This window comes from Virgibacillus doumboii (genome assembly GCF_902806455.1).
GTDB classification, from domain to species: domain Bacteria; phylum Bacillota; class Bacilli; order Bacillales; family Amphibacillaceae; genus Lentibacillus; species Lentibacillus doumboii.
The window spans coordinates 302,846-323,629 of the sequence record NZ_CADCWQ010000001.1; the positions used below are offsets into that span (position 1 = coordinate 302,846).

The 20,784-nt window shown below is 41.5% G+C and carries 16 protein-coding genes and 1 riboswitch; of the genes, 8 read left to right on the forward strand and 8 right to left on the reverse strand.

Annotated elements, in window-relative coordinates:
• Positions 1 to 933: an L-threonine 3-dehydrogenase gene (locus G6R02_RS01475; protein ID WP_164667501.1), complete on the forward strand. Its 933-nt coding sequence runs from the start codon at positions 1 to 3 to the stop codon at positions 931 to 933.
• A gap of 490 nt (positions 934 to 1,423) precedes the next feature.
• Here G6R02_RS01475 and G6R02_RS01480 read toward each other — a convergent pair whose 3' ends face one another.
• Positions 1,424 to 3,046, reverse strand: coding sequence for an ABC-F family ATP-binding cassette domain-containing protein (locus G6R02_RS01480; protein ID WP_164667502.1), 1,623 nt, complete (start codon positions 3,044 to 3,046; stop codon positions 1,424 to 1,426).
• A gap of 213 nt (positions 3,047 to 3,259) precedes the next feature.
• On the opposite strand from G6R02_RS01480, the gene G6R02_RS01485 reads away from it, so the two are divergent.
• Together G6R02_RS01485 and G6R02_RS01490 are read left to right on the forward strand one after the other, a co-directional pair.
• Positions 3,260 to 3,910, forward strand: coding sequence for a hypothetical protein (locus G6R02_RS01485; protein ID WP_246202488.1), 651 nt, complete (start codon positions 3,260 to 3,262; stop codon positions 3,908 to 3,910).
• 604 nt (positions 3,911 to 4,514) lie between these two features.
• Positions 4,515 to 5,498 carry a helix-turn-helix transcriptional regulator gene (locus G6R02_RS01490; RefSeq protein ID WP_164667503.1) on the forward strand — a complete coding sequence of 328 codons (984 nt, stop codon included), beginning with the start codon at positions 4,515 to 4,517 and terminating at the stop codon, positions 5,496 to 5,498.
• Between the two features lie 31 nt (positions 5,499 to 5,529).
• On the opposite strand, the gene G6R02_RS01495 is transcribed toward G6R02_RS01490, so the two are convergent.
• From G6R02_RS01495 to rarD, 6 genes are all read right to left on the reverse strand, one after another.
• Entirely contained in the window at positions 5,530 to 6,147 is a 618-nt protein-coding gene (locus G6R02_RS01495; protein WP_164667504.1) for a YpmS family protein, read from the reverse strand.
• A 12-nt stretch (positions 6,148 to 6,159) separates the two neighbouring features.
• Positions 6,160 to 7,056, reverse strand: a complete 897-nt coding sequence (locus G6R02_RS01500; RefSeq protein ID WP_164667505.1) for an SGNH/GDSL hydrolase family protein — start codon at positions 7,054 to 7,056, stop codon at positions 6,160 to 6,162.
• Between the two features lie 255 nt (positions 7,057 to 7,311).
• On the reverse strand, positions 7,312 to 8,298 hold the full coding sequence (locus G6R02_RS01505) for a homoserine dehydrogenase (RefSeq protein ID WP_164667506.1): 987 nt from the start codon (positions 8,296 to 8,298) through the stop codon (positions 7,312 to 7,314).
• Positions 8,298 to 9,350 carry a homoserine O-acetyltransferase MetX gene (gene metX, locus G6R02_RS01510; protein WP_246202489.1) on the reverse strand — a complete coding sequence of 351 codons (1,053 nt, stop codon included), beginning with the start codon at positions 9,348 to 9,350 and terminating at the stop codon, positions 8,298 to 8,300. The genes G6R02_RS01505 and metX overlap by 1 nt, the downstream gene beginning before the upstream one ends.
• 24 nt (positions 9,351 to 9,374) lie before the next feature.
• Positions 9,375 to 11,135, reverse strand: a complete 1,761-nt coding sequence (locus G6R02_RS01515) for a PLP-dependent aspartate aminotransferase family protein (RefSeq protein ID WP_164667507.1) — start codon at positions 11,133 to 11,135, stop codon at positions 9,375 to 9,377.
• A gap of 94 nt (positions 11,136 to 11,229) precedes the next feature.
• Positions 11,230 to 11,348, reverse strand: a riboswitch (SAM riboswitch).
• Positions 11,349 to 11,954: 606 nt separating this feature from the next.
• Positions 11,955 to 12,857, reverse strand: a complete 903-nt coding sequence (rarD, locus tag G6R02_RS01520) for an EamA family transporter RarD (protein ID WP_164667508.1) — start codon at positions 12,855 to 12,857, stop codon at positions 11,955 to 11,957.
• Between the two features lie 262 nt (positions 12,858 to 13,119).
• Here rarD and megL point away from each other — a divergent pair, with 262 nt between their 5' ends.
• Positions 13,120 to 14,304, forward strand: coding sequence for a methionine gamma-lyase (gene megL, locus G6R02_RS01525; RefSeq protein WP_164670287.1), 1,185 nt, complete (start codon positions 13,120 to 13,122; stop codon positions 14,302 to 14,304).
• Positions 14,305 to 14,306: 2 nt separating this feature from the next.
• Here the strand turns inward: megL and G6R02_RS01530 are convergent, their stop codons facing one another.
• A complete protein-coding gene (locus G6R02_RS01530) occupies positions 14,307 to 14,864 on the reverse strand; it encodes a Rossmann-fold NAD(P)-binding domain-containing protein (protein ID WP_343032892.1) in 558 nt (185 codons plus the stop codon).
• Between the two features lie 98 nt (positions 14,865 to 14,962).
• On the opposite strand from G6R02_RS01530, the gene cls reads away from it, so the two are divergent.
• The 4 genes from cls to hutH all read left to right on the forward strand — a co-directional run bounded on the left by cls (position 14,963) and on the right by hutH (position 20,754).
• Positions 14,963 to 16,405 (forward strand): cardiolipin synthase, encoded by a 1,443-nt coding sequence (gene cls, locus G6R02_RS01535; RefSeq protein ID WP_164667510.1) that lies wholly within the window; start codon positions 14,963 to 14,965, stop codon positions 16,403 to 16,405.
• Positions 16,406 to 16,708: 303 nt separating this feature from the next.
• Positions 16,709 to 17,230, forward strand: a complete 522-nt coding sequence (locus tag G6R02_RS01540) for an acyl-CoA thioesterase (RefSeq protein WP_164667511.1) — start codon at positions 16,709 to 16,711, stop codon at positions 17,228 to 17,230.
• A gap of 166 nt (positions 17,231 to 17,396) precedes the next feature.
• Positions 17,397 to 18,818, forward strand: a complete 1,422-nt coding sequence (locus G6R02_RS01545; protein ID WP_164667512.1) for an alanine/glycine:cation symporter family protein — start codon at positions 17,397 to 17,399, stop codon at positions 18,816 to 18,818.
• A gap of 415 nt (positions 18,819 to 19,233) precedes the next feature.
• Positions 19,234 to 20,754, forward strand: coding sequence for a histidine ammonia-lyase (gene hutH / locus G6R02_RS01550; RefSeq protein ID WP_164667513.1), 1,521 nt, complete (start codon positions 19,234 to 19,236; stop codon positions 20,752 to 20,754).
• The last annotated feature ends 30 nt before the right edge of the window (positions 20,755 to 20,784 follow it).

A 20,784-nucleotide genomic window follows, 5' to 3' on the forward strand; every position in this document is an offset into this window, starting at 1 on the left:
ATGAAAAAAATTCTGGTTACAGGCGCAATGGGTCAAATTGGCTCAGAGCTTGTCACAACATTACGGCAAAATTACGGAGCAACCAATGTAATTGGATCAGATATCCGAAAAAAAGAAGAGGAAGATGGTCCATTTGAAATAGTAGATGTCACCAACGCAGATGAATTGTATGAAGCGGCAAAGAAACATAACGTTGATACAATCATGCACCTGGCAGCATTATTATCCGCTAAAGCAGAGGCAATTCCGCAAAAAGCATGGGACCTGAATATGGGTGGATTGATGAACGCACTCGAAGTGGCCAGGGAACTTAACCTGCAATTTTTTACACCAAGTTCAATCGGGGCATTTGGACCGTTGACACCAAAAGTGAAAACATCACAGGACACGATTATGCGCCCGACAACGATGTATGGTGTCAATAAAGTTGCCGGTGAATTACTATGCGATTATTATTTTTACCGGTTTGGAGTGGATACACGCGGAGTCCGCTATCCCGGCTTAATTTCCTATGTAACTCCTCCCGGCGGCGGCACAACAGATTACGCAGTGGAAATTTATTATGAAGCTGTTAAAAATAAAAAGTATACATCTTACATCGCGGAAAATACGTACATGGATATGATGTACATGCCGGATGCACTAAACGCAATCATGCAGTTGATGGAAGCAGATCCCAGTAAGCTCGTACATCGAAATGCCTTTAACATTGCGTCGATATCAGCAGCACCAGAGCATTTTGCAAAAGAAATTCAGAAGCATATCCCTGAATTTGAGCTGAATTATGATGTTGATTCAGTCCGCCAAAAAATCGCCGAAAGCTGGCCGGACAGCATCGACTCATCCGCAGCGACAGAAGAATGGGGATTTAAAGCGGAATATGATATTTCAAGAATGACAAAGGATATGCTGGAAAAACTCAAAGTCAAATAAAAAACGTTCCCTGATGACAGGGAACGTTTTTTAGTGTGCCAGGTAAGACATAGGGACAGGTCAAGTGTCTCATCTAAGTAATATTTGTTTGGCAAAGGGAAATGCCCGAGTGTCTAAACAGAAAATAATTCCACGCGAGGAGAAGGATATCAACCCTAGAACGAATATATCAACCGGACAGAAAATATATCAACCCGAGAGCGAACATATCAACCGGACAGAAAATATATCAACCCAAGAGCGAACATATCAACCGGACAGAAAATATATCAATCCGAGAGCGAACATATCAACCGGACAGAAAATATATCAACCCAAGAGCGAACATATCAACCGGACAGAAAATATATCAATCCGAGAATCAAAATATCAACCGGACGGTGAATATATCAACCCGAGAAGTGAAACATCCACCCCAGAACAGAAACATCAGCCCGTAAACGACGAACATCTTCTCCACAGCAAATATATACTTCCGAGCAGTGGTGAATTACCCAGCATACATCGCCTCAACATCCTTCTGCAACTTCTGATCCGCAATGTACTCGTCATAGCTCATTTCTTTATCAACAAGGCCATTCGGTGTAATCTCAATCAATCGATTTGCAATACTGTTCACGAATTCATGGTCGTGAGAAGTAAACAGAATCGATCCTTTGAATTTAATTAAGCCGTTGTTCAACGACGTAATCGACTCCAGATCCAAATGGTTTGTCGGTTCATCAAGAATCAGCACGTTGGCATTGGACAGCATCATTTTCGACAGCATACACCGAACCCGCTCACCACCGGAGAGGACGTTTGCCTTTTTCAACGCCTGGTCGCCTGAAAATAACATCCGGCCAAGGAATCCGCGCAGGAATGTCTCTGTTTCATCTTCAGGTGAATATTGACGGAGCCAGTCAACAAGTGGTAATTTGTTTCCCTCAAAATATTCCGAGTTATCTTTCGGGAAGTACGATTGCGATGTAGTGACACCCCACTTGTATGATCCTGCATCAGGTTCCATTTCACCCATCAGGATTTTAAACAACGTCGTCTTGGCGATGTCATCTTTACCGATTAGTGCAATTTTGTCGTCCTTATTCATCGTAAAGCTGACATTGTCCAGCACTTTTTTACCGCCTATCGTTTTTGTCAGCCCTTCTACACGCAACAAGTCATTGCCAATTTCACGCTCTGGCGTAAACGCAATATACGGATATTTACGCGAAGACGGTTTGATATCATCGAGTGTGATACTATCCAACAGTTTTTTACGTGACGTTGCCTGTTTGGATTTGGATGCATTTGCACTAAACCGGGCAATAAACGATTGCAGCTCTTTAATTTTTTCCTCTTTTTTCTTGTTTTGTTCCTGTGCCATCTTTGTTGCCAGTTGGCTTGATTCATACCAGAAATCATAGTTGCCGATATAGATTTCAATCTTTCCATAGTCAACATCGGCAATATGGGTGCATACCTTATTTAAAAAGTGACGGTCGTGTGATACGACAATAACGGTGTTTTCAAAGTTTATCAAAAACTCTTCAAGCCATTGAATCGCATGGATATCAAGTCCGTTTGTCGGTTCGTCAAGCAACAGAATATCCGGGTTTCCGAATAACGCCTGTGCAAGCAATACTTTAACTTTCTGATCCTCATTCAGATCAGCCATTTTCAAATTGTGAAGTGATTCATCAATACCAAGCCCTTTTAAAAGAACTGCAGCATCCGATTCAGCTTCCCAGCCGTTCATCTCAGCAAACTCGCCTTCCAGTTCGGCAGCGCGCATGCCATCTTCCTCGGAAAAGTCAGCTTTCATATAAATTGCATCTTTTTCCTGTTTTACATTATATAGCCGTTCATGACCCATCAAAACAGTTTCGAGTACTTCATATTCTTCATACGCGAAGTGGTCCTGTTTCAGCACGGTCATCCGCTCACCTGGAGATAAGGCCACATTACCTGATTGGGGTTCCACCTCACCTGATAACACCTTCAGAAAGGTTGATTTACCGGCACCATTAGCTCCAATTAAGCCGTAACAGTTACCCGGGGTGAATTTCAAATTCACATCCTCGAATAATTTTTTATCACCATATCGTAAACTTACATTTGTAACATTAATCATGCTATTTAGTGTCCTCCATTAATAAGTAATCACCGTTAGCTTAAGGGATAGAAGCCATTTCGTCAATGTTTAACGCTTAAAACAATTGACCAAAAACACCCAGTTGAATAAAATAATCAATAATTTTCCATTTTACTGAAAAAAAGACTATATTTTTCATAAGATATATGCAACAATAAATTAACGATAAAAAAACGTTATGGAGCTGCCATTATGAAATGGCAACTTGCGGAGGGGAATCTAATGGGGGAGAAAACAGTATATTTTCTCTTTACAGATACAGGGACTTATTTATCCCGGCTGATCAATTATGTGACAAAAGAGCCTTTAAATCATGTGTCTATCGGGTTTGACCCTGATTTACAGGAGGTATACAGTTTTGGCAGGAAAAAGCCGCGAAATCCCTTTATCGGCGGATTTGTTAAAGAGGATATTCGCAGTGACTTTCTGAAAAACTCGGCATGTGCTGTTTACACGTTAAAACTGTCCGAAGCGGATATAGAAAAAATTAAAGATAAAATTGCGGAAATCGAACTGCGAAAAAATAATTATAAATACAACTTTCTTGGACTGATTGGTGTATGGCTGCAGATTGAAATCAATCGGAATGATGCATTGTTCTGTTCACAATTTGTTGCAACCGTACTAAAGGATGTGGAGTCAATCAAATTCAAAAAGCCGGTATGCTTTACGACCCCATCGGACATCCGAAATCATAAAGGCATGGAATTAATTTACCAGGGAACATTGGGCAGCTACCGCCAGCCTGACACAGCTTCAGAGAAAGAATCCAACCAACAGCTAACAAGAAAATCATATATATTCTTATTAACAAAAAAAGTAAAAAGCCTTGTCATCAAATGAGAAGAACCTTACAGTAGTTGCAGAGGTTCTTTTTTTATTAAAGTTTTTTTTATAAGTTTTCTTGCTGTTTATTTGCGCAAAAGATATATAATGCGTAGTAACCGCCGCATTTGATTTCCGCTGCGGGCAGTCGCTTTCCGCGGGCAACGCTTCAGCCTCCTTGGAAGAAAACCACTTCCTGCGGGGTCTTCAGCCGTTGCTTTTCCCGCAGGAGTCGACTGCCCTCCGCTCCAATCAAATGCTGGTACTGTGCAATGAAGCATTTTCTTGAATAGCGTTATGTTGCTTTACAATAACCATCAAAGTAAAACGGACTATATCCAGCGGAGGAAATATACGTAGACTCCTGTGGGAGGAAAGGCCTAGGTGAGACTCGTAGTGCGATAGCACGAAGAGGCTCATCAGCCGCCCACGGAAAGCGAAGTATATTTCCGGAGCGGTGTTACTGCACTCAACCTTTTTTCAAATCTGTTTCGCATTATATAACTTTAATGTCGAAAATAACAATCCTTTTTAAAAACAAATTAAAATATAACTGACTATCTAAAGTATTTAAGAATGAAACCTTACATTATCGACTATTTAGAAATTGGGGGATGAGCAAATGGAACGTGGAAGTAATTACCGTCTGTTAAAAATCAGGGAAATATTATTCAGCGAAACAGATGAATATAATGAACTCGATATCAATCAACTCAGTGAAAAACTCCGCATCATTACTGGAGACGCCAAATTTGATAATCGGACAATCAAACGGGATCTGGAAATACTCGACGACTCGGATTTTGAAATTGTCCGCAACACAGGAAAATTCGGCAAATCACTTTTCAGTCATCAGACGCGCTTGTTTGAGACATACCAGTTACGGCTGATTATCGATGCGATTCTCTCAGCCCGTTTTATTACAACAAATGAGAAAGAAAAGCTGATTAAAAAGGTAAAAGAGCTGACAAGCAAACATATCGGCAAAACGCTTCCTGAGCCAATTTTGTTCAGCCAGTCCGCAAATATGGACTATGAACTTGTCAAATTAAATATCGACTGTGTCCACCGGGCTATTTCTGAAGGAAAAGTGCTTACCTATCAGTATGGGAAGTTCAATGTAAAAAAAGAATTCGAGTATCATCGAAATGGAGATCATTATTATGTCGAGCCATATGCATTAATTTGGCAAAACGATTATTATTACCTGATTGGACGTTATCAGGAGAATGGTGAATTGCGTCACTACCGGCTGGACCGGATCCGTAATATAGAGGTAAGTGAGCTTTTTTTTACAAAAGAAGATTTTAATTTGCAGGAATATGTGAATCAGAGTTTTCATATGTTTGCCGGTGAGGAAATGTGGATGAAAATCCGCTTTCAGAACAGTATGGTTAATGTTGTCCTGGATCGTTTTGGACAGGAAGCAGATATAAGGGAAATGGATGATGACCATTTTGTGCTTACAACCAAGGCAAAGCTGTCGGATGGCTTAATAAATTGGATTCTAACCTGGGGCAATAAGGCAAAAGTTTTGTCACCGGATCACCTTGTTGACCAAATAAAAGAGAAAATCAGGCAGATGAGTGAAGTTTATGAGCTTTAAAGAATCGGGGGAAAATAAGCCCCGATTTCTCTTACTCTTCTTTTTCAATCCCCAGTGTCCGGTACGGTATTTTTATTTTAAATGCTAGATTGTTAGCTCCAAGATCAATATGTTCGACACTGACATCAAAGTTACTTTTAATTTCCATATCTGTCACAGCGACATAAATTTCCTCATTTTTTGGATTGATGGTGACCCACTTCGGCATCGGCAGATACTTTTTCATGTACTCCATGATTTTCTGATTGGGCAGCTCCAGCAATCCAATCGAAATCGATTTCTGTTTCAAAATCACATCACCATTATCCTGTACAAACGGCTCCAAATGTACAGAGAGCGGGACCGTTGACGAAAAAACGGGAAGTTCTCCTTTTAGATGGACATCCTCTTCAAGTGAAACACTGTAGTGATGATTCGTATCTGCTAAAAGTTTATCGATATAAGCGTTTACCAATTCATTCAGATTCGTCTTAGTGGTTCGGACCACAAATTCGGAACTTCGCTGTTCAGCTTCTTCATCGGCGGAAGGAGTTTCTGTTTCGGAGACCGGCCAAAAAATAAGTACAACCAATCCTATTAAAATGATAGCGTTCAAACCTAGTAAAGCCAGAAATAATCGTTTCCATTTATTTTTATCATGTTTCGGCAAGCAACTCACCTCCTAATGCGTTATATGTTCCAATATCCGTTCCGCCATCAGTTGATAACCCCGGTGATTCGGGTGGAAATTATCATCGGCAAATAGATCAGTATTTGCATTACTGAATAAATCTGCAGTAGGTATATAGGATACATTATCATATTGTCCTGTTACCTTTTTTCCTGTACTGTTCCAGTTCTCTACAATCATATTAAGCTCTTTGATGTCTTTGAAATATTTTTCAAAAGGATTATAAAAGCCTACCAAATAAATCTCTGTATCATCGTTAAGGCTGTTTATCTTATCAAAAATATTTTTCAGCCTTTCCTTAAAAGCCGTACGTTCCTGCGTAAAATCTTTGATGTTTAAATCAGTAATATTCTCTTTCATGACTTTCATAATATCATTTGCACCGATAGTAATCAGAACTATATCAGCTTGCCTGATCGAATTTTCAATTTCCTTCTTTTCCAGGCGCTGTAATAGCTGACTGGAGCGGTTTCCACGTTTGCCGTAATTTTCGAATGTCACTACTTCGTCTTCCTTATTAAGTGTCTTATCGAGGATCCCCACATATCCGCCATCAACGACATCATCACCGACACCCTGGGTTAGTGAGTCGCCAATCGCAACAATATGCGTTTTATTACCAGTAAAAAAATCAATTGTTTTCTGGATTGCATCACCGATTATGTCCTGAAACTGTGTGACGGGTTCTTTTGCTTCTTTTTCTTCTTCAGAAGGGGCATCTTCCGTTTTTTCAGTTTCCTGGTTGGGAGTAGTATCCGTTTCCTTTTCCGTCTCTGTTTGTTTATTTTTTGTGACATTTAATTCAGTTTCGGGTTGATCTACAAATAAAACACTGGCAAAACCTATAAGCAGTATACCCAAAATAATAAAAATGTATCTTCTTTTCATGTAATCTCACACCTAAGCTGTTAATCGGTATCATTGATTTCAGTTCAAGGCTCTCGTCTTGAAACTGATATATATTGAAAGAATGATTTGTCTTCGTACATATCCCGTTCCATACTATAAATGTACCCTGTTTCTTTGGCAAGTATCAGCATTTCATATTTCGATTGTTTAACAATTGAGTTAAATAATAATTATTCCTCTAATAGTATATGCCCAAACATAAAAATTCGCCTTCCTCAGAAGACGAATTTATCGTTAAATAACGGGTATTGCTGATTGCTCTTTTTCAATTATCCTGCAAAAATCTTCAATCATCGCACTTGCAGTTGGAAACGCGCCTGCACCAGGTCCTGTAAAAGTCAATTCACCAACAATATCTGTTTTGATATGAACAGCGTTGTTTACTCCTTCAACAGCGTATAACGGATGCTCCTGGGTTATAGCAACTGGTTCAACTTTTGCGGTAAGGTTTCCACTTGAATCATAGCTAAGGGTCGCGATGTGTTTAATCCGCTTGTTATCAGCTAGCAATTTGTTGACGTAATCGTTGGTAACTTCGTTGACCGCAATCCGTTTGATATATTCCGGTTCAGGAAGTTTTTTAAAAATAAGGTCACTTAGAATCATCAGTTTAAACAGTGCGTCAAATCCTTCCACATCATTTGTTGGATCTGCTTCGGCATAGCCAAGTTTCTGTGCTTCGTTTAGTGCGCTGTCAAATGTCTGGTTATTTTCTCTGATGGATGTCAGGATGAAATTGGTTGTGCCATTCAGGATAGCCTGCACTTCCTGAACCTGATTTGCCTTCAATAGCTGCTGGATTGTTTGGATAATCGGAATTCCGCCGGCTGTTGTTGCCTCATACCCAATCTTTACATGATTTTCGTTGGCTAATACCTTCAGTTCGCTTCCATGGGCTGCGAACAATTCTTTGTTGGCAGTAATGACATGTTTATTAGCCTGAATGCACTTCTTTAAATACGTAAAAGCAGGTTCCTTCCCGACGATTGCTTCAAATACAATATCAACTTCAGGATCATTCAGTACATCATTAATATCGGTCGTAACATTTGCCTTAGTTGCAATTTTTTTGTGTTTATCAGGATTTTCAATAACGATGGTTGAGATTCGGATAGGCGTACCTGCTAATTCTTCAAGTCTTTGCTGGTGAATGTGTATGTTCTGAAAAACACCACACCCAACTGTTCCAAGGCCGATTAACGCAACATTTATCGGTTTCATTACACACCTCCTTGATGCAAAAAGTCATTTACGATATGTCCCCATTTTTCGAATTCAGTTAAAAACCCATCATGGCCGAAGTTTGTCTCGATGTGATGGTATGTGCTGTCTGGCAACATATCTGCTAAAGTTTTTATTTGCTTCGGTTCATAGATTAAATCCTTATCATAACTCAACAGGAGTGTTGGTTTGTTAAGTTGTGAAGCCGCTTCCCGCCAGCCACCGCGGTTGAACCCGATATCATGCTGGTTCATGGTATCGAGCAAATACAGGTAACTGTTCGGGTCAAAGCGGTTGACCAGCTTTTGTCCCTGATAGTTAAGATAGGATACAACATCAAAGTCATTATTCGTTTGATTTCGGTTAAATCGTTCAGTAAACAAATCGGACGTCCGGTACGTAATCATGCCAATCATTCGGGCAAGTGCCAAACCATCGAAGGAATCGTCTGTCTGATAATCCCCGTTGTTCCAATGCGGGTCTTGTTTGATGGCGGTACTGGCAATATGGTTGAACGCGATCCCATAATCCGAAAAAACCGGTGTAGCCGCAAGTACAATAAGCTTTTCTATGATGTCCGGATATAAGATCCCCCATTCAAGTACTTGCATACCGCCCAGTGAACCGCCAATAACGGCCTCAAGCCGAGTAATGTTTAATTGTTGCAATGCACGATATTGCGCATGCACCATGTCACGGACCGTAATTGCCGGAAAATCACACGTATAGCTCTCGTTTGTTTCGGGATTGATGGAAGCGGGCCCGGTTGAACCGTGACATCCGCCAAGAACATTAAACGTTAATACTTGATAATGATCTGTATCAATATACGAATCAGGCCCAATTAGTCCTCTCCACCATCCAGGATTATCAGCAGTTCCAACGGCAAGGTGATTTCCTGTTAACGCATGGCAAACGAGGATAACTGGCGCATCCGCCGGGCCGACCAGCTCATACCGTAATGTCACCTGTTCCAGTTGTTCGCCGGAAGTAAGACGGAGCGGGCCTAATGAAACATCTGCTGTTTTGGAAATAATTGTTTTCGAGTTCAAAATAACCGCTCCTTTGAATCAGGATTATGCCTCAACAAGAACGCTTTCTGCATTATTACCGCGAATACGTGCAGCTTCCTTATATGCATTTTTATCTGAAATGATTGTTATTCCGGCAGCTTTCGCGTGCTCGAGCGTTTGGTCTGAAACTTGTGGATTTTCTACCCAAAGGATTTTACCATTTTTATTAATAAATTGTTCAATTGTTTCCGGTGGTAAAGTATTGTCATCTGCCAACACTGCGTCAATGTCAAACGGTACATCCACCAATTTCGCATACGATTGTTCATTTAAAATTTCCTTCCCGGAAGAACTTACCGGAACAACCTGAAAGCCAAGCTGTTGCAATTGCTTCGTACGCTTGTAAAAAGAACTGTTTGAATCTTCCAGTCCAATAACAGCGATTGTCTTTTTGCGAATGCCTTCACTTCCTCGGTCAAAAGGGGAGGATAGCAGCCAGTTAATCGCATCATCATCGGTTTGCTGAATAGTTATTTTCTCACCGCTCGCCTTGGCAATCGCCTGATCTAAATCTGCCAGTATATCTTTGGTTGATTCAAGTCCGATTGACAGACGAACCAATTCTTCCGATACACCACTTTTAACTAAATCTTCATCGCTCAGCTGCTGGTGTGTTGTCGAGGCAGGATGGATGATAAGTGATTTGGCATCTCCGACATTGGCAACGTGTGACCAGAGGGTAATGCCGTCAATCAGTTTTCTTCCTGCATCACGGCCACCTTTAATGCCAAAGGTTATGATGGACCCGTAGCCATTCTGTAAATATTTTTTTGCCAAATTGTGGGAAGGATGATCACTTAATCCGGGATAATTAACCCATTCCACTGCCGGATGACTCTGCAGGAATGCTGCAACTTCTTCGGCATTTTTGTTATGACGTTCAATTCTCAGGTGCAATGTTTCCAGACCCTGCAGTAGCAGAAATGCATTTTGCGGACTTAAGCAGGCACCGATGTCGCGCAGTAATTGAACACGAAGTTTCGTAGCAAATGCTGCCGGGCCGACATCGACATAGCGCAGCCCATTGTAGCTCGCATCCGGCTCGGTAAAACCTGGGAATTTGCCGTTACCCCAATTAAATCGTCCGCCATCAACAACAACGCCGCCAATTGCTGTACCGTGTCCGCCAATCCATTTTGTTGCGGAATGGACAACAATATCTGCTCCCCATGACAGTGGCTTTGTGACGTACGGTGTTGCAAATGTATTATCAATGATTAACGGAATCCCGTTGTCGTGTGCAATTCCGGCAACCGCTTCAACATCCAGCACATTGAGACTTGGATTTGTAATAATCTCACCGAAAATTGCTTTCGTTTTATCAGTTATGGCGCATCGTATACTATCAAGATCTGTTCCGTCGACTTGTTTCACATCTATTCCGTATCGCGGCAGTGTATTGGCGAACAGGTTGTAAGTCCCGCCGTAGAGATTACTGTCAGCGATAATCTCATCACCACTAGCAGCCAGATTCAGAATTGCCAGGGTAATGGCAGACATTCCAGATGAAGTTGCCACGGCAGCTACCCCGTCTTCAAGTAATGAAATCCGTTGCTCAAATGCATCAACTGTCGGATTCATGATTCTTGTATAGATATTACCTGGTTCTTTTAAACCGAAAAGATTTTGTGCATGCTCGGTGTCCTTGAAAACATAGGAAGTAGTTTGATAGATAGGGACCGCACGTGATCCTGTCGTCGGATCCGGCTCCTGACCGCCATGAAGTAATTGTGTTTCCTGGTTTTGAAGATGAAAGTTTGACATAAAATATTCCTCCTTAAAATGTTTTATCTGGAGGAAGAGGAGTAAACGAAAAGCCCTCTTCCTAAGAAGAGGGCGTTATATGTAACCGATCCTCCCCTTATCTTCCAGATCACTCTTTGACCTGTAGGATTTGGCACCTTCCAAGCAAATTATTTTTGCTTTTAGGTTGCCGGGCTTCACAGGGCCTATTCCCTCCACCGCTCTTGATAAGAGATTGAAAATTTTATTAAGTTTAATGGATATTATATACCCGGTAATCAATTAATGTCAAGATACTTTTTGAAAATTGTTTTTATTTAACATTGATATTGATATAAACTGCCAACCAGATCCAATCATTTAGTGATGCTTTCTGGCTATGCAGCTGGAATATACTCGCTTTCACGCCTCCGGGTACCAAGGCGACATCTGCTCAAAAAGTGAGTTTTCGCAGTGTCTTCTTAGCCGTGGGCAAGTGTCGAGCCCTCCCCAGTTCGTACCTCGCCTGCGGGGTCTCGCCTAGCTTGTTCTTCCCACAGGACAAGGAAGGCTACGTCAGCGATACATCGCACAAAGAAAAAGTGCTTTTCTTTTTCGAGGAATCTCGCATATTCCAGCTGCTGGTTTACAAGGTTAACTATTTTTCGTAATTATAAATTTTATTGATTTACCAAGATAAAGTAAGCAATATTCAGCGGAGGAAATACGCTGAGACTCCTGTGGGAGGAAAGGCCTAGGTGAGACCACTGAGTGCGTAAGCACGAAGAGGGCTCAACAGCCGCCCACGGAAAGCGAAGTGTATTTCCGCAGCGGCGGACTAACACTCATAGTATGAAAAAATCAATTTCCCCGCTGTACCCGCGATGGTCTGCGGTGTGCCGCCCCCATGAAAATAATCAGCGCAATCCAAATAAGTCCAAAAGAAATAAGATGCGCCTGGGAGAATGTTTCGTCGTAAACAAACACACCAAGAATAAGCATGATGGTCGGGGCAAAATACTGCAAAAATCCGACCATTGTTAACGGAATTTGTTTTGCGCCACTAGCAAATAACAGTAATGGCACAGCAGTTGCAATTCCCGCTCCGAACAATAATAATCCAATGCCGGAAAACATCGTATTCACAGCGAATGAACTTCCTTGAATAAACAGCAAATAAATAAGGGCTATCGGCGTTATGATCATTGTCTCAATCGTTAACCCGAACATTGCACTGATATCAACGGTTTTTTTAAGAAGTCCGTACAAACCAAAACTAAATGCCAGCAGCAGCGACACCCATGGAAAAACACCAAAGCTGAAGGTTAAATTGATAACTCCGACTGCGGCAAGAATAAATGACAGCAATTGCCTTCTTGTCAGGGTTTCTTTTAAAACGATCATTCCAAGCAGAATACTTACAAGCGGGTTGATGTAATACCCAAGGCTTGCCTGGATCACATGATCATTATTAACAGCCCAAATATAGGTGAGCCAATTGATGCTGATGATAACCGATGCCAGGGATATTCCGGTTAATTTCTTTTTGTCTTTTAAAATAACCTTGCATTCTTTAATAAAGGGATGCCATTTTCGCAGGACCACAACAATGGCAATCATAAAAACAAATGACCAAAGAATGCGGTGTGCTAATATCTCCCCGGCAGGAAACTGGCTGACCAGCTTCCAGTATATTGGTAAAAATCCCCATAAAATATAGGCTAAAGCAGTATAAATAATTCCTTGTTTACTTGATTGATTCAATTAAAAAAACTCCAATACTATAAAACTCTGAATCGGGCAGGTGAATTACGCTAAAAGTTTACAAATCACACAACGTCCCCGAAATTTCGGGCAATTCCTTAACCCGTTTCATCTAAATAAGCTAATCTTAGAACCAATGCCTGAAAATAGCAATATTCCTGCCTGAATTATTTAGAGAAAACGCTTTCAAAAAATGTGTAAATGCAATATGATAGTAGTATAAGAGTTTATAAGAATGCATAGTTAAAGGGGGATCTGAATGATGGCAAAAAAATATAAACAGTTTGAGACATCGGTCATTCATGATGGCTACAGTTCTGAAGATATGATGGGAAGCCTTGCACCACCATTATTCCAGACATCGACCTATACGTTTGAAACAGCCGAACAGGGTGAACGCCGCTTTGCTGGAGAGGAAGATGGTTATATTTATTCCAGACTGGGGAATCCGACCGTAAATGTATTGGAAGAACGAATTGCAGCTTTGGAAAATGGTGAACGGGGTCTGGCGTTTGGCTCAGGAATGGCAGCTGTATCTGCCATACTGATTGCGCTTACTAAGGCAAATGATCATGTATTATGTTCGTCAGGTTTGTATGGTTGTACATTTGGACTGTTAACGATGATGAAAGAAAAATACAATATTACACATGATTTTTCCGCAATGCAAACAGAAGAGGAAGTGCGCTCCTTAATTAAACCTGAAACCACATGTATTTATATCGAAACGCCGATTAATCCGACAATGAAGCTGATTGATCTTGGAATGGCAGCAAAAGTGGGCCGCGAAAAAGGAATCCCGGTCGTCGTTGACAATACATTTTCATCGCCGTATCTGCAGCGGCCGCTTGAGCTTGGATGTGATGTTGTCATCCACAGTGCGACGAAATATATCGGCGGTCATGGGGATGTCATTGCCGGACTTGTCGTTGGCAAGAAAGAATTTTTGGATAAAGTTGCGATGACAACCCAAAAAGATATTGGCGGGGTTATGTCACCATTTGATGCATGGCTCTTAATCAGAGGCCTCAAAACACTGCCAATTCGGGTTGACCGGCACTGTGATAATGCGGAAAAAGTGTTTGAGAAACTGCACAGTCATCCAAAAGTTGCACGCGTTTTTTATCCAAATGATGAAAGCCACCCGGATTATAAAATTCGCCAAAAACAAATGAAGCGTGGCGGCGGTTTGATCTCATTTGAAATTGACGGTACGAAACAGGATGCCCAGCGAATGCTTAATAATCTCAACTTCATTAAGATTGCTGTTAGTCTTGGAGATGCAGAAACATTAATCCAGCACCCGGCAACAATGACACATGCCGTTGTCCCGGAAGAATCACGTCTGGAAATGGGCATTACCGAACAGCTTATCCGATTGTCTGTTGGCTTGGAAGCCTGGGAGGATGTTTGGGCTGATCTGGAACAAGCGCTCAACAGCTTATAAAACTATGGGCGTTTGCTCCAAGGTTCAAGCGTACCGACGACTGTTTCTTCATTGTCGGATGCAATTGCCTGAATGACACCGTCAGAAATTTCGTCATGGGTTAACCAGCGGGAATGGTTATTTTCCAAGATAAAACCCAAATAAACGCGTCTGTACAAACAATTATCCGGTACAGGCGTGTTTTCTTTTTCAAAAAAGCGGGAACTTCCCTGTACATGAAATAATCGCCAAACCGAGTTTAAATTTCGTTCCATTATCATATCCTTAATTAAGGGTAATGCTTCTGGTGCAGTTGAATGTATCCAACTCACAACAATTTGCGGTATCCCATTGGTTTCCAATATGTCACCAATCACATCAGTAAAGTGCTCATTGTCTTGATAATCAGTTGAAACGCCATGGAGGTTTTCTGCGTACATACTGTCGTACTTGACTTTTTGCAGTTTATCCTGATTTCGTCCGATAACATAAACAATAAAGCCATTTTCATTGAGCCAATGGCACACTTTCTTCAGCATGCCGGATCCACCTATGACAAGGGCGTATTTCGATTCCATCATTCCACATCCTTATATTGCATATTACCAGACTAACTTAAGAACAAATTTTGTGCTATATTAAGGGTATTGTAATTGCTCGATAAGGAGAGAAAAAACTCGTGGGTTTTACATCGATTTTATTGGCATTTATATTGGTTTTTAACATTGCGCTTGCATTGACCATCATCTTTCTGGAGCGGAAAGATGCCAGTTCAACATGGGCATGGCTGATGGTGCTCTTGTTTATTCCGATTGTCGGATTTATATTATATTTAATTTTTGGTAAACGGTTGAGCGGTCAACGGATCTTTACCTGGGATACGAAAAGTAAATTAGGGGTAAAAAAAGCTGTTCAGCAGCAATTACGCGCAATTGAAGAAAATAATTTTGATTTTAAACACAAGGAACTAGCTGAATACAAAGATTTATATTATTTGCACCTGCGAAATAATGACGCTATTTTCACCCAGGATAACAGTGTGAAAATATTTACGGACGGAGCTGAAAAGTTTGAGGCGCTCATTCAGGATTTGAAAAGTGCAACGGATCATATTCATTTACTGTATTATATTCTTCGTCATGACAAACTTGGCAGGAAAATTTCCGATATATTGATTGCGAAGGCGAAAAAAGGTGTAGAAGTCCGTGTTTTATACGATGACATGGGTTCAAGAGGCATCAAAAAGAAGTTCCTGAACCGATTGCGAAAAGCAGGTGTTCAGGTGGAGGCATTTTTCCCGCCAAAGATTCCTAAAGTGAATTTGAAAATTAATTTCCGCAATCACCGCAAACTCGCAATTATCGACGGTAAGACCGGTTACATTGGCGGGTTTAATATCGGTGATGAGTACCTTGGGGAAAATAAGAAATTTGGATACTGGCGTGATACCCATTTACGTATTTGCGGGGATGCAGTGACAAATATGCAGACCCGCTTTATCCTGGACTGGAATCAGGCATCACGTAATGATATTGTGTACGAAGACCGTTTTTATGAGGCAGAAACGGCCGGTGATGTTGGGGTGCAAATCGTATCCAGCGGTCCAGACTCAGATTGGGAACAGATTAAAAACGGCTATATTAAAATGATCATGTCCGCGAAAGAATATGTGTACATACAAACCCCATATTTTATCCCGGATGAAAGTCTGCGGGATACGTTGCGGATTGCTGTACTGTCCGGGGTTGACGTGAAAATTATGATTCCGAATAAACCGGACCACCCGTTTGTTTATTGGGCAACATTGTCTTATATCGGTGATTTGGTTTATGCCGGAGCTGAGGTATATATTTATCAGAATGGATTTTTGCACGCAAAAACAATCGTCGTTGACGGGAAAATTGCATCAGTTGGCACGGCAAATATTGACGTGCGCAGCTTCAGACTCAATTTTGAAGTGAATGCATTCCTGTATGATAAAGGTCTTGCGGAAAGATTGTTGGAAGCATTTAATCATGACATTACACTTTCTACACAAATGACGAAAAAATTGTATGAGAAGCGATCGCTGGGAATTCGCTTTAAAGAATCAATTTCAAGGTTGTTATCACCGATTTTGTAGGGGCTGTCTAGAAGGTCAGTGGATTGCTTTTCCGGAAAGGATTATTGGTAGTGGATGAAAAGGCGACCGATTTAGGCTGGAAACCATTGAGAGGCGCACAGTCTCGACGAAAAAGAATGGGAAAGTGAATATTTTCCGCCTCACTAAGTGAACTTATCAAACTTAGATTGCAGTTTATATCGACTGCAATGGTTAAAGGGATACAGGAAAAACGAAAAGATTTTTTTAGAAAACAGGTTAATAGACGTAAAGATTAAATATATCACAATTGGGGAAATTAGGGATAAAACGGGAGGAATTCATATGGACAGTAAACCATGTACATATTCACTGGCGGTAAAAACGTCACACGTTTTGCCGCCAGATACAAATACACATGGAACTTTATTCGGTGGAAAGTTAATGGCACATATCGATGATGTCGGAGCAATTGCCGCGGCAAGACACGCCAGAAAGCCGGTTGTCACTGCATCAACAGACTCGGTGGATTTTTTGGCCCCGGTTAAAGAAGGTGATACCGTTTGTGTGGAAGCATTTGTTACATGGACACACAATACGTCCATGGAGGTGTTCGTTAAAGCCGTTACAGAAGACTTGCAAACCGGCGACCGGAAAGTGTGCACAACAGCCTTCATGACGTTTGTTGCAGTTGATGAAGATGGAAGACCATCCACTGTTCCATCTGTTTATCCTGTTACAGATCAGGAAAAAAATCTGCATAAGTCTGCGCCATCCCGTGCAGAACAGCGAAAAGCACGAAGAAAGCATTCAAAAGAGGTAGCATCAACCTTTGGTACCGACTTTCCGTGGAACCGCGGCCTGTAGTGATTCATTTATTTTCCATTGAAAAAAATGAGTTATGTCAATTATAATGGAGTTAGAGTAGGAGCCATTTTTACTGGCTTCTATTATTTTTTTTGAAACGAATGCTTAGATATCGAAATTCGAGGGAATATCCAAGTGAGACATAAATAAAGGAGTATTATACATCATGGAATTTTTCGAAAAAGTTCTTGGGGTCGCAAACGAGGCAATGTGGACGTATATTCTGATTGCAGCCCTGATTGGATTGGGCTTGTGGTTCACAGTTAAGACGAAATTTGTTCAGTTTCGTTTATTCCCGGAAATGTTCCGCGTTTTATTTGATAAACGAACGATAACTGCTTCAGGCAAAAAAGGAACATCATCGTTTCAGGCGTTTGCCATCAGTGCGGCATCCCGGGTTGGAACCGGAAATCTGGCGGGTGTTGCTTCGGCAGTAGCTATCGGTGGACCGGGGGCTATTTTTTGGATGTGGTTGATTGCGATGCTTGGTTCAGCCACAGCTTTTGTGGAAAGTACACTGGCACAGGTTTATAAAACACCTGAAAAAAACCAATATCGCGGCGGTCCTGCTTATTATATGGAAAAAGGGCTGAATAAACGCTGGCTCGGAATTGTTTTTGCAATTACCATTACCTTTACATACGGTCTGGTATTCAATTCCGTTCAATCTAATACAATCAGTCTCGCCTTTAGTGGCGAATTTGATGTTAATAAAAATATAATGGCTCTTATTTTGGTAATCATGACAGGGATTGTCATATTCGGCGGGCTGAAAAGCATTGCGAATGTAGCGCAGATTATCGTTCCTGTGATGGCAATTTTGTATATTTTTATAGCTATTTATGTATTGATTGTTAATATAACTGCAGTTCCTGACTTGATTTCATTAATTTTTGCCAATGCATTTGGCATTCGTGAAGTTGCCGGTGGCGGATTTGGTGCAGCAATCCTGATGGGGGTTAAACGCGGTTTATTCTCCAATGAAGCTGGTATGGGTAGTGCGCCAAACGCTGCTGCAACTGCAGAAGTATCACACCCTGCAAAACAAGGGCTGATTCAGGCTTTAGGTGTGTTTTTTGATACGATTCTAATCTGTAGTGCTACCGGATTTATCCTGATTTCCGCCGGTGGATATGCCGGAAGTGAAGCGGATGGAATTCAGCTGACCCAGGCAGCGTTTGAATCCCATTTGGGTGACTGGGCAGCAACCTTTATCGGGATAGCCATTTTCTTCTTTGCATACAGCTCCATTTTAGGAAACTACTATTATGGGGAAAATAATATCGAATATATCAAAAACAGTAAGACAGCTCTATTCATTTATCGAATCGCCGTACTTGCGATGGTCGTATTCGGTGCGATTGCAACATTTGATTTGGTTTGGGCGCTTGCTGATTTAACAATGGGGATTATGGCGCTGATTAACCTTTACGCAATTACGAAATTATTTAAAATCGCCAATCGTGTGCTGCAGGATTACCGTGAGCAGCGCAAGGCCGGCAAGGATCCGGTATTTTACCGCGACACTCTGGATGACCAGACAGGTATTGAGTTCTGGGGCCGGGACCAAACAACAGATAAAGAATAGTCATATTATACTGTCTGCTACCTTGGAAGGGAGCAGGCAGTTTTTTTGATGAAAGGCCGGATTCGCTTAAGTTGTCACAGAATCGGCTGATGTTGAAGTGAAATCGGCTGAAACGGACACAAAATCCGCTCAAAAGTTCACAAATTTTTCGCTCAAGTTCACAATTTGTTCGGTGAAGACCCAGGCAAAACACGGCTCAATCTCTTTCTCAAATCAAATCTTGCAATCCATTCGGAAAACGCTTACAATATAAAGTAAGAAAATTATTAAAATTGAGGTGCAGCGATGTTTTCACATCGGAAACAAAGGCATCAATTCACCAATAACAACTATTCAGGAGGCATGGTTTAACGACCATAGCCTCCTTTTACTTTGTGCGCTTTATTATAGTAAAGCGATAACATGGAGGTGCAGAATGATTATTTTGACTGAGGAAAAATTATCACTTGAAAAAGTGCGACGGATCGTATGTGACAATGAGCAAATAGCATTGTCACAGGAAGCAGAAGAAAAAGTAAGTGCAAACAGGGAGACAGTCGAGACGCTGCTCAACGAAAAAAAGACGATGTATGGAATCAATACAGGCTTTGGAAAATTTAGCGATGTGGTGATTGAAGAAGATGATTTAGAGGACTTGCAGCTGAATCTTATTCACTCACATGCCTGTGGTGTAGGTGACCCCTTTTCCGAAAAAATAAGCCGGGCGATGCTGTTGCTTCGTGCGAACGCACTAATTAAAGGGTATTCCGGTGTGCGCCCGGCACTGATTAAACAGTTTATCGAATTATTAAATGCTGGTATTCATCCAGTCGTACCACAGCAGGGATCACTTGGGGCAAGCGGCGATTTAGCTCCATTATCACATCTTGCTTTGGCATTACTCGGTGAAGGGGAAGTATTTTATAACGGCAAGCGTATGGAGACAGCAAATGCATTAACTGACGCAGGAATTAAGCCGCTCACATTGCAGCCAAAAGAAGGGCTGGCACTTATTAACGGAACCCAGGCAATGACGGCTGTTGGTACGATTGCCTTTCTGGAACTGGAAAAACTGCTTCAACAAAGTGAGCTTATTTCAGCAATGACGTTGGAAGGTTTGAACGGAATTATCGATGCATTCGATCATGACGTCCATCGGGTTCGCGGGCATCAGGAACAGATTGATGTAGCGGCACGAATGCGATCCGTACTCCATGACAGTCAACTGATAACAAAACAAGGTGAAATCCGGGTACAGGATGCTTATTCATTACGGTGCATCCCACAGGTAATGGGTGCATCATGGCAAACCTTCAATTATGTAAAAGAAAAGCTGGAAATTGAGATCAATGCTGTAACAGATAATCCGTTAATCTTTTCGGAACAGGATAAAGTCATTTCAGGCGGGAATTTCCACGGTCAGCCAATTGCGTTTACGATGGATTTTTTAAAACTTGGAATTGCTGAAACAGCCAATATTGCTGAACGCCGGATTGAACGGCTTGTAAATCCGCAGCTAAACGACTTGCCGCCATTTCTGAGTCCGAATCCGGGGCTGGAATCAGGGGCAATGATCATGCAGTACAGTGCCGCTTCACTCGTCTCGGAAAATAAGACTTTGGCACATCCGGCGAGTGTTGACTCCATTCCTTCATCAGCAAATCAGGAGGACCATGTTAGTATGGGTACGATTGCCGCCAGACACGCACTGCAAATGCTGCAAAATACACGACAAGTTGTTGCGATTGAACTTATTTGTGCAATGCAGGCAGTTGAATATCGCGGCATCGAAAAAATGGCGACAACAACAAGTGAATTTTATAAGAAAGCACGCAGCATCGTGCAAAGTATTACAAAAGACCGGGTTTTTTCAACAGACATTGAGAAGCTGGCAGATTGGTTAAAAAATCATGATGAGAGCAATATAAAACAGGAAGATGGGGTGTTGCAGAACTGAGTATTGGGGTGGAATCAGAAAAGGGAGCCC

Excerpts from the sequence above, each read along its gene's own strand:
- G6R02_RS01515 (WP_164667507.1), bottom strand. The coding sequence starts at position 11,135 with ATGTCAAACTTTCATCTTCAAAACCAGGAAACACAATTACTTCATGGC.
- G6R02_RS01505 (WP_164667506.1), bottom strand. The coding sequence starts at position 8,298 with ATGAAACCGATAAATGTTGCGTTAATCGGCCTTGGAACAGTTGGGTGT.
- G6R02_RS01485 (WP_246202488.1), top strand. The coding sequence starts at position 3,260 with ATGAAATGGCAACTTGCGGAGGGGAATCTAATGGGGGAGAAAACAGTA.
- G6R02_RS01500 (WP_164667505.1), bottom strand. The coding sequence starts at position 7,056 with ATGAAAAGAAGATACATTTTTATTATTTTGGGTATACTGCTTATAGGT.
- G6R02_RS01545 (WP_164667512.1), top strand. The coding sequence starts at position 17,397 with ATGGAATTTTTCGAAAAAGTTCTTGGGGTCGCAAACGAGGCAATGTGG.
- G6R02_RS01475 (WP_164667501.1), top strand. The coding sequence starts at position 1 with ATGAAAAAAATTCTGGTTACAGGCGCAATGGGTCAAATTGGCTCAGAG.
- G6R02_RS01530 (WP_343032892.1), bottom strand. The coding sequence starts at position 14,864 with ATGATGGAATCGAAATACGCCCTTGTCATAGGTGGATCCGGCATGCTG.
- G6R02_RS01490 (WP_164667503.1), top strand. The coding sequence starts at position 4,515 with ATGGAACGTGGAAGTAATTACCGTCTGTTAAAAATCAGGGAAATATTA.
- G6R02_RS01480 (WP_164667502.1), bottom strand. The coding sequence starts at position 3,046 with ATGATTAATGTTACAAATGTAAGTTTACGATATGGTGATAAAAAATTA.
- hutH (WP_164667513.1), top strand. The coding sequence starts at position 19,234 with ATGATTATTTTGACTGAGGAAAAATTATCACTTGAAAAAGTGCGACGG.
- G6R02_RS01540 (WP_164667511.1), top strand. The coding sequence starts at position 16,709 with ATGGACAGTAAACCATGTACATATTCACTGGCGGTAAAAACGTCACAC.
- megL (WP_164670287.1), top strand. The coding sequence starts at position 13,120 with ATGGCAAAAAAATATAAACAGTTTGAGACATCGGTCATTCATGATGGC.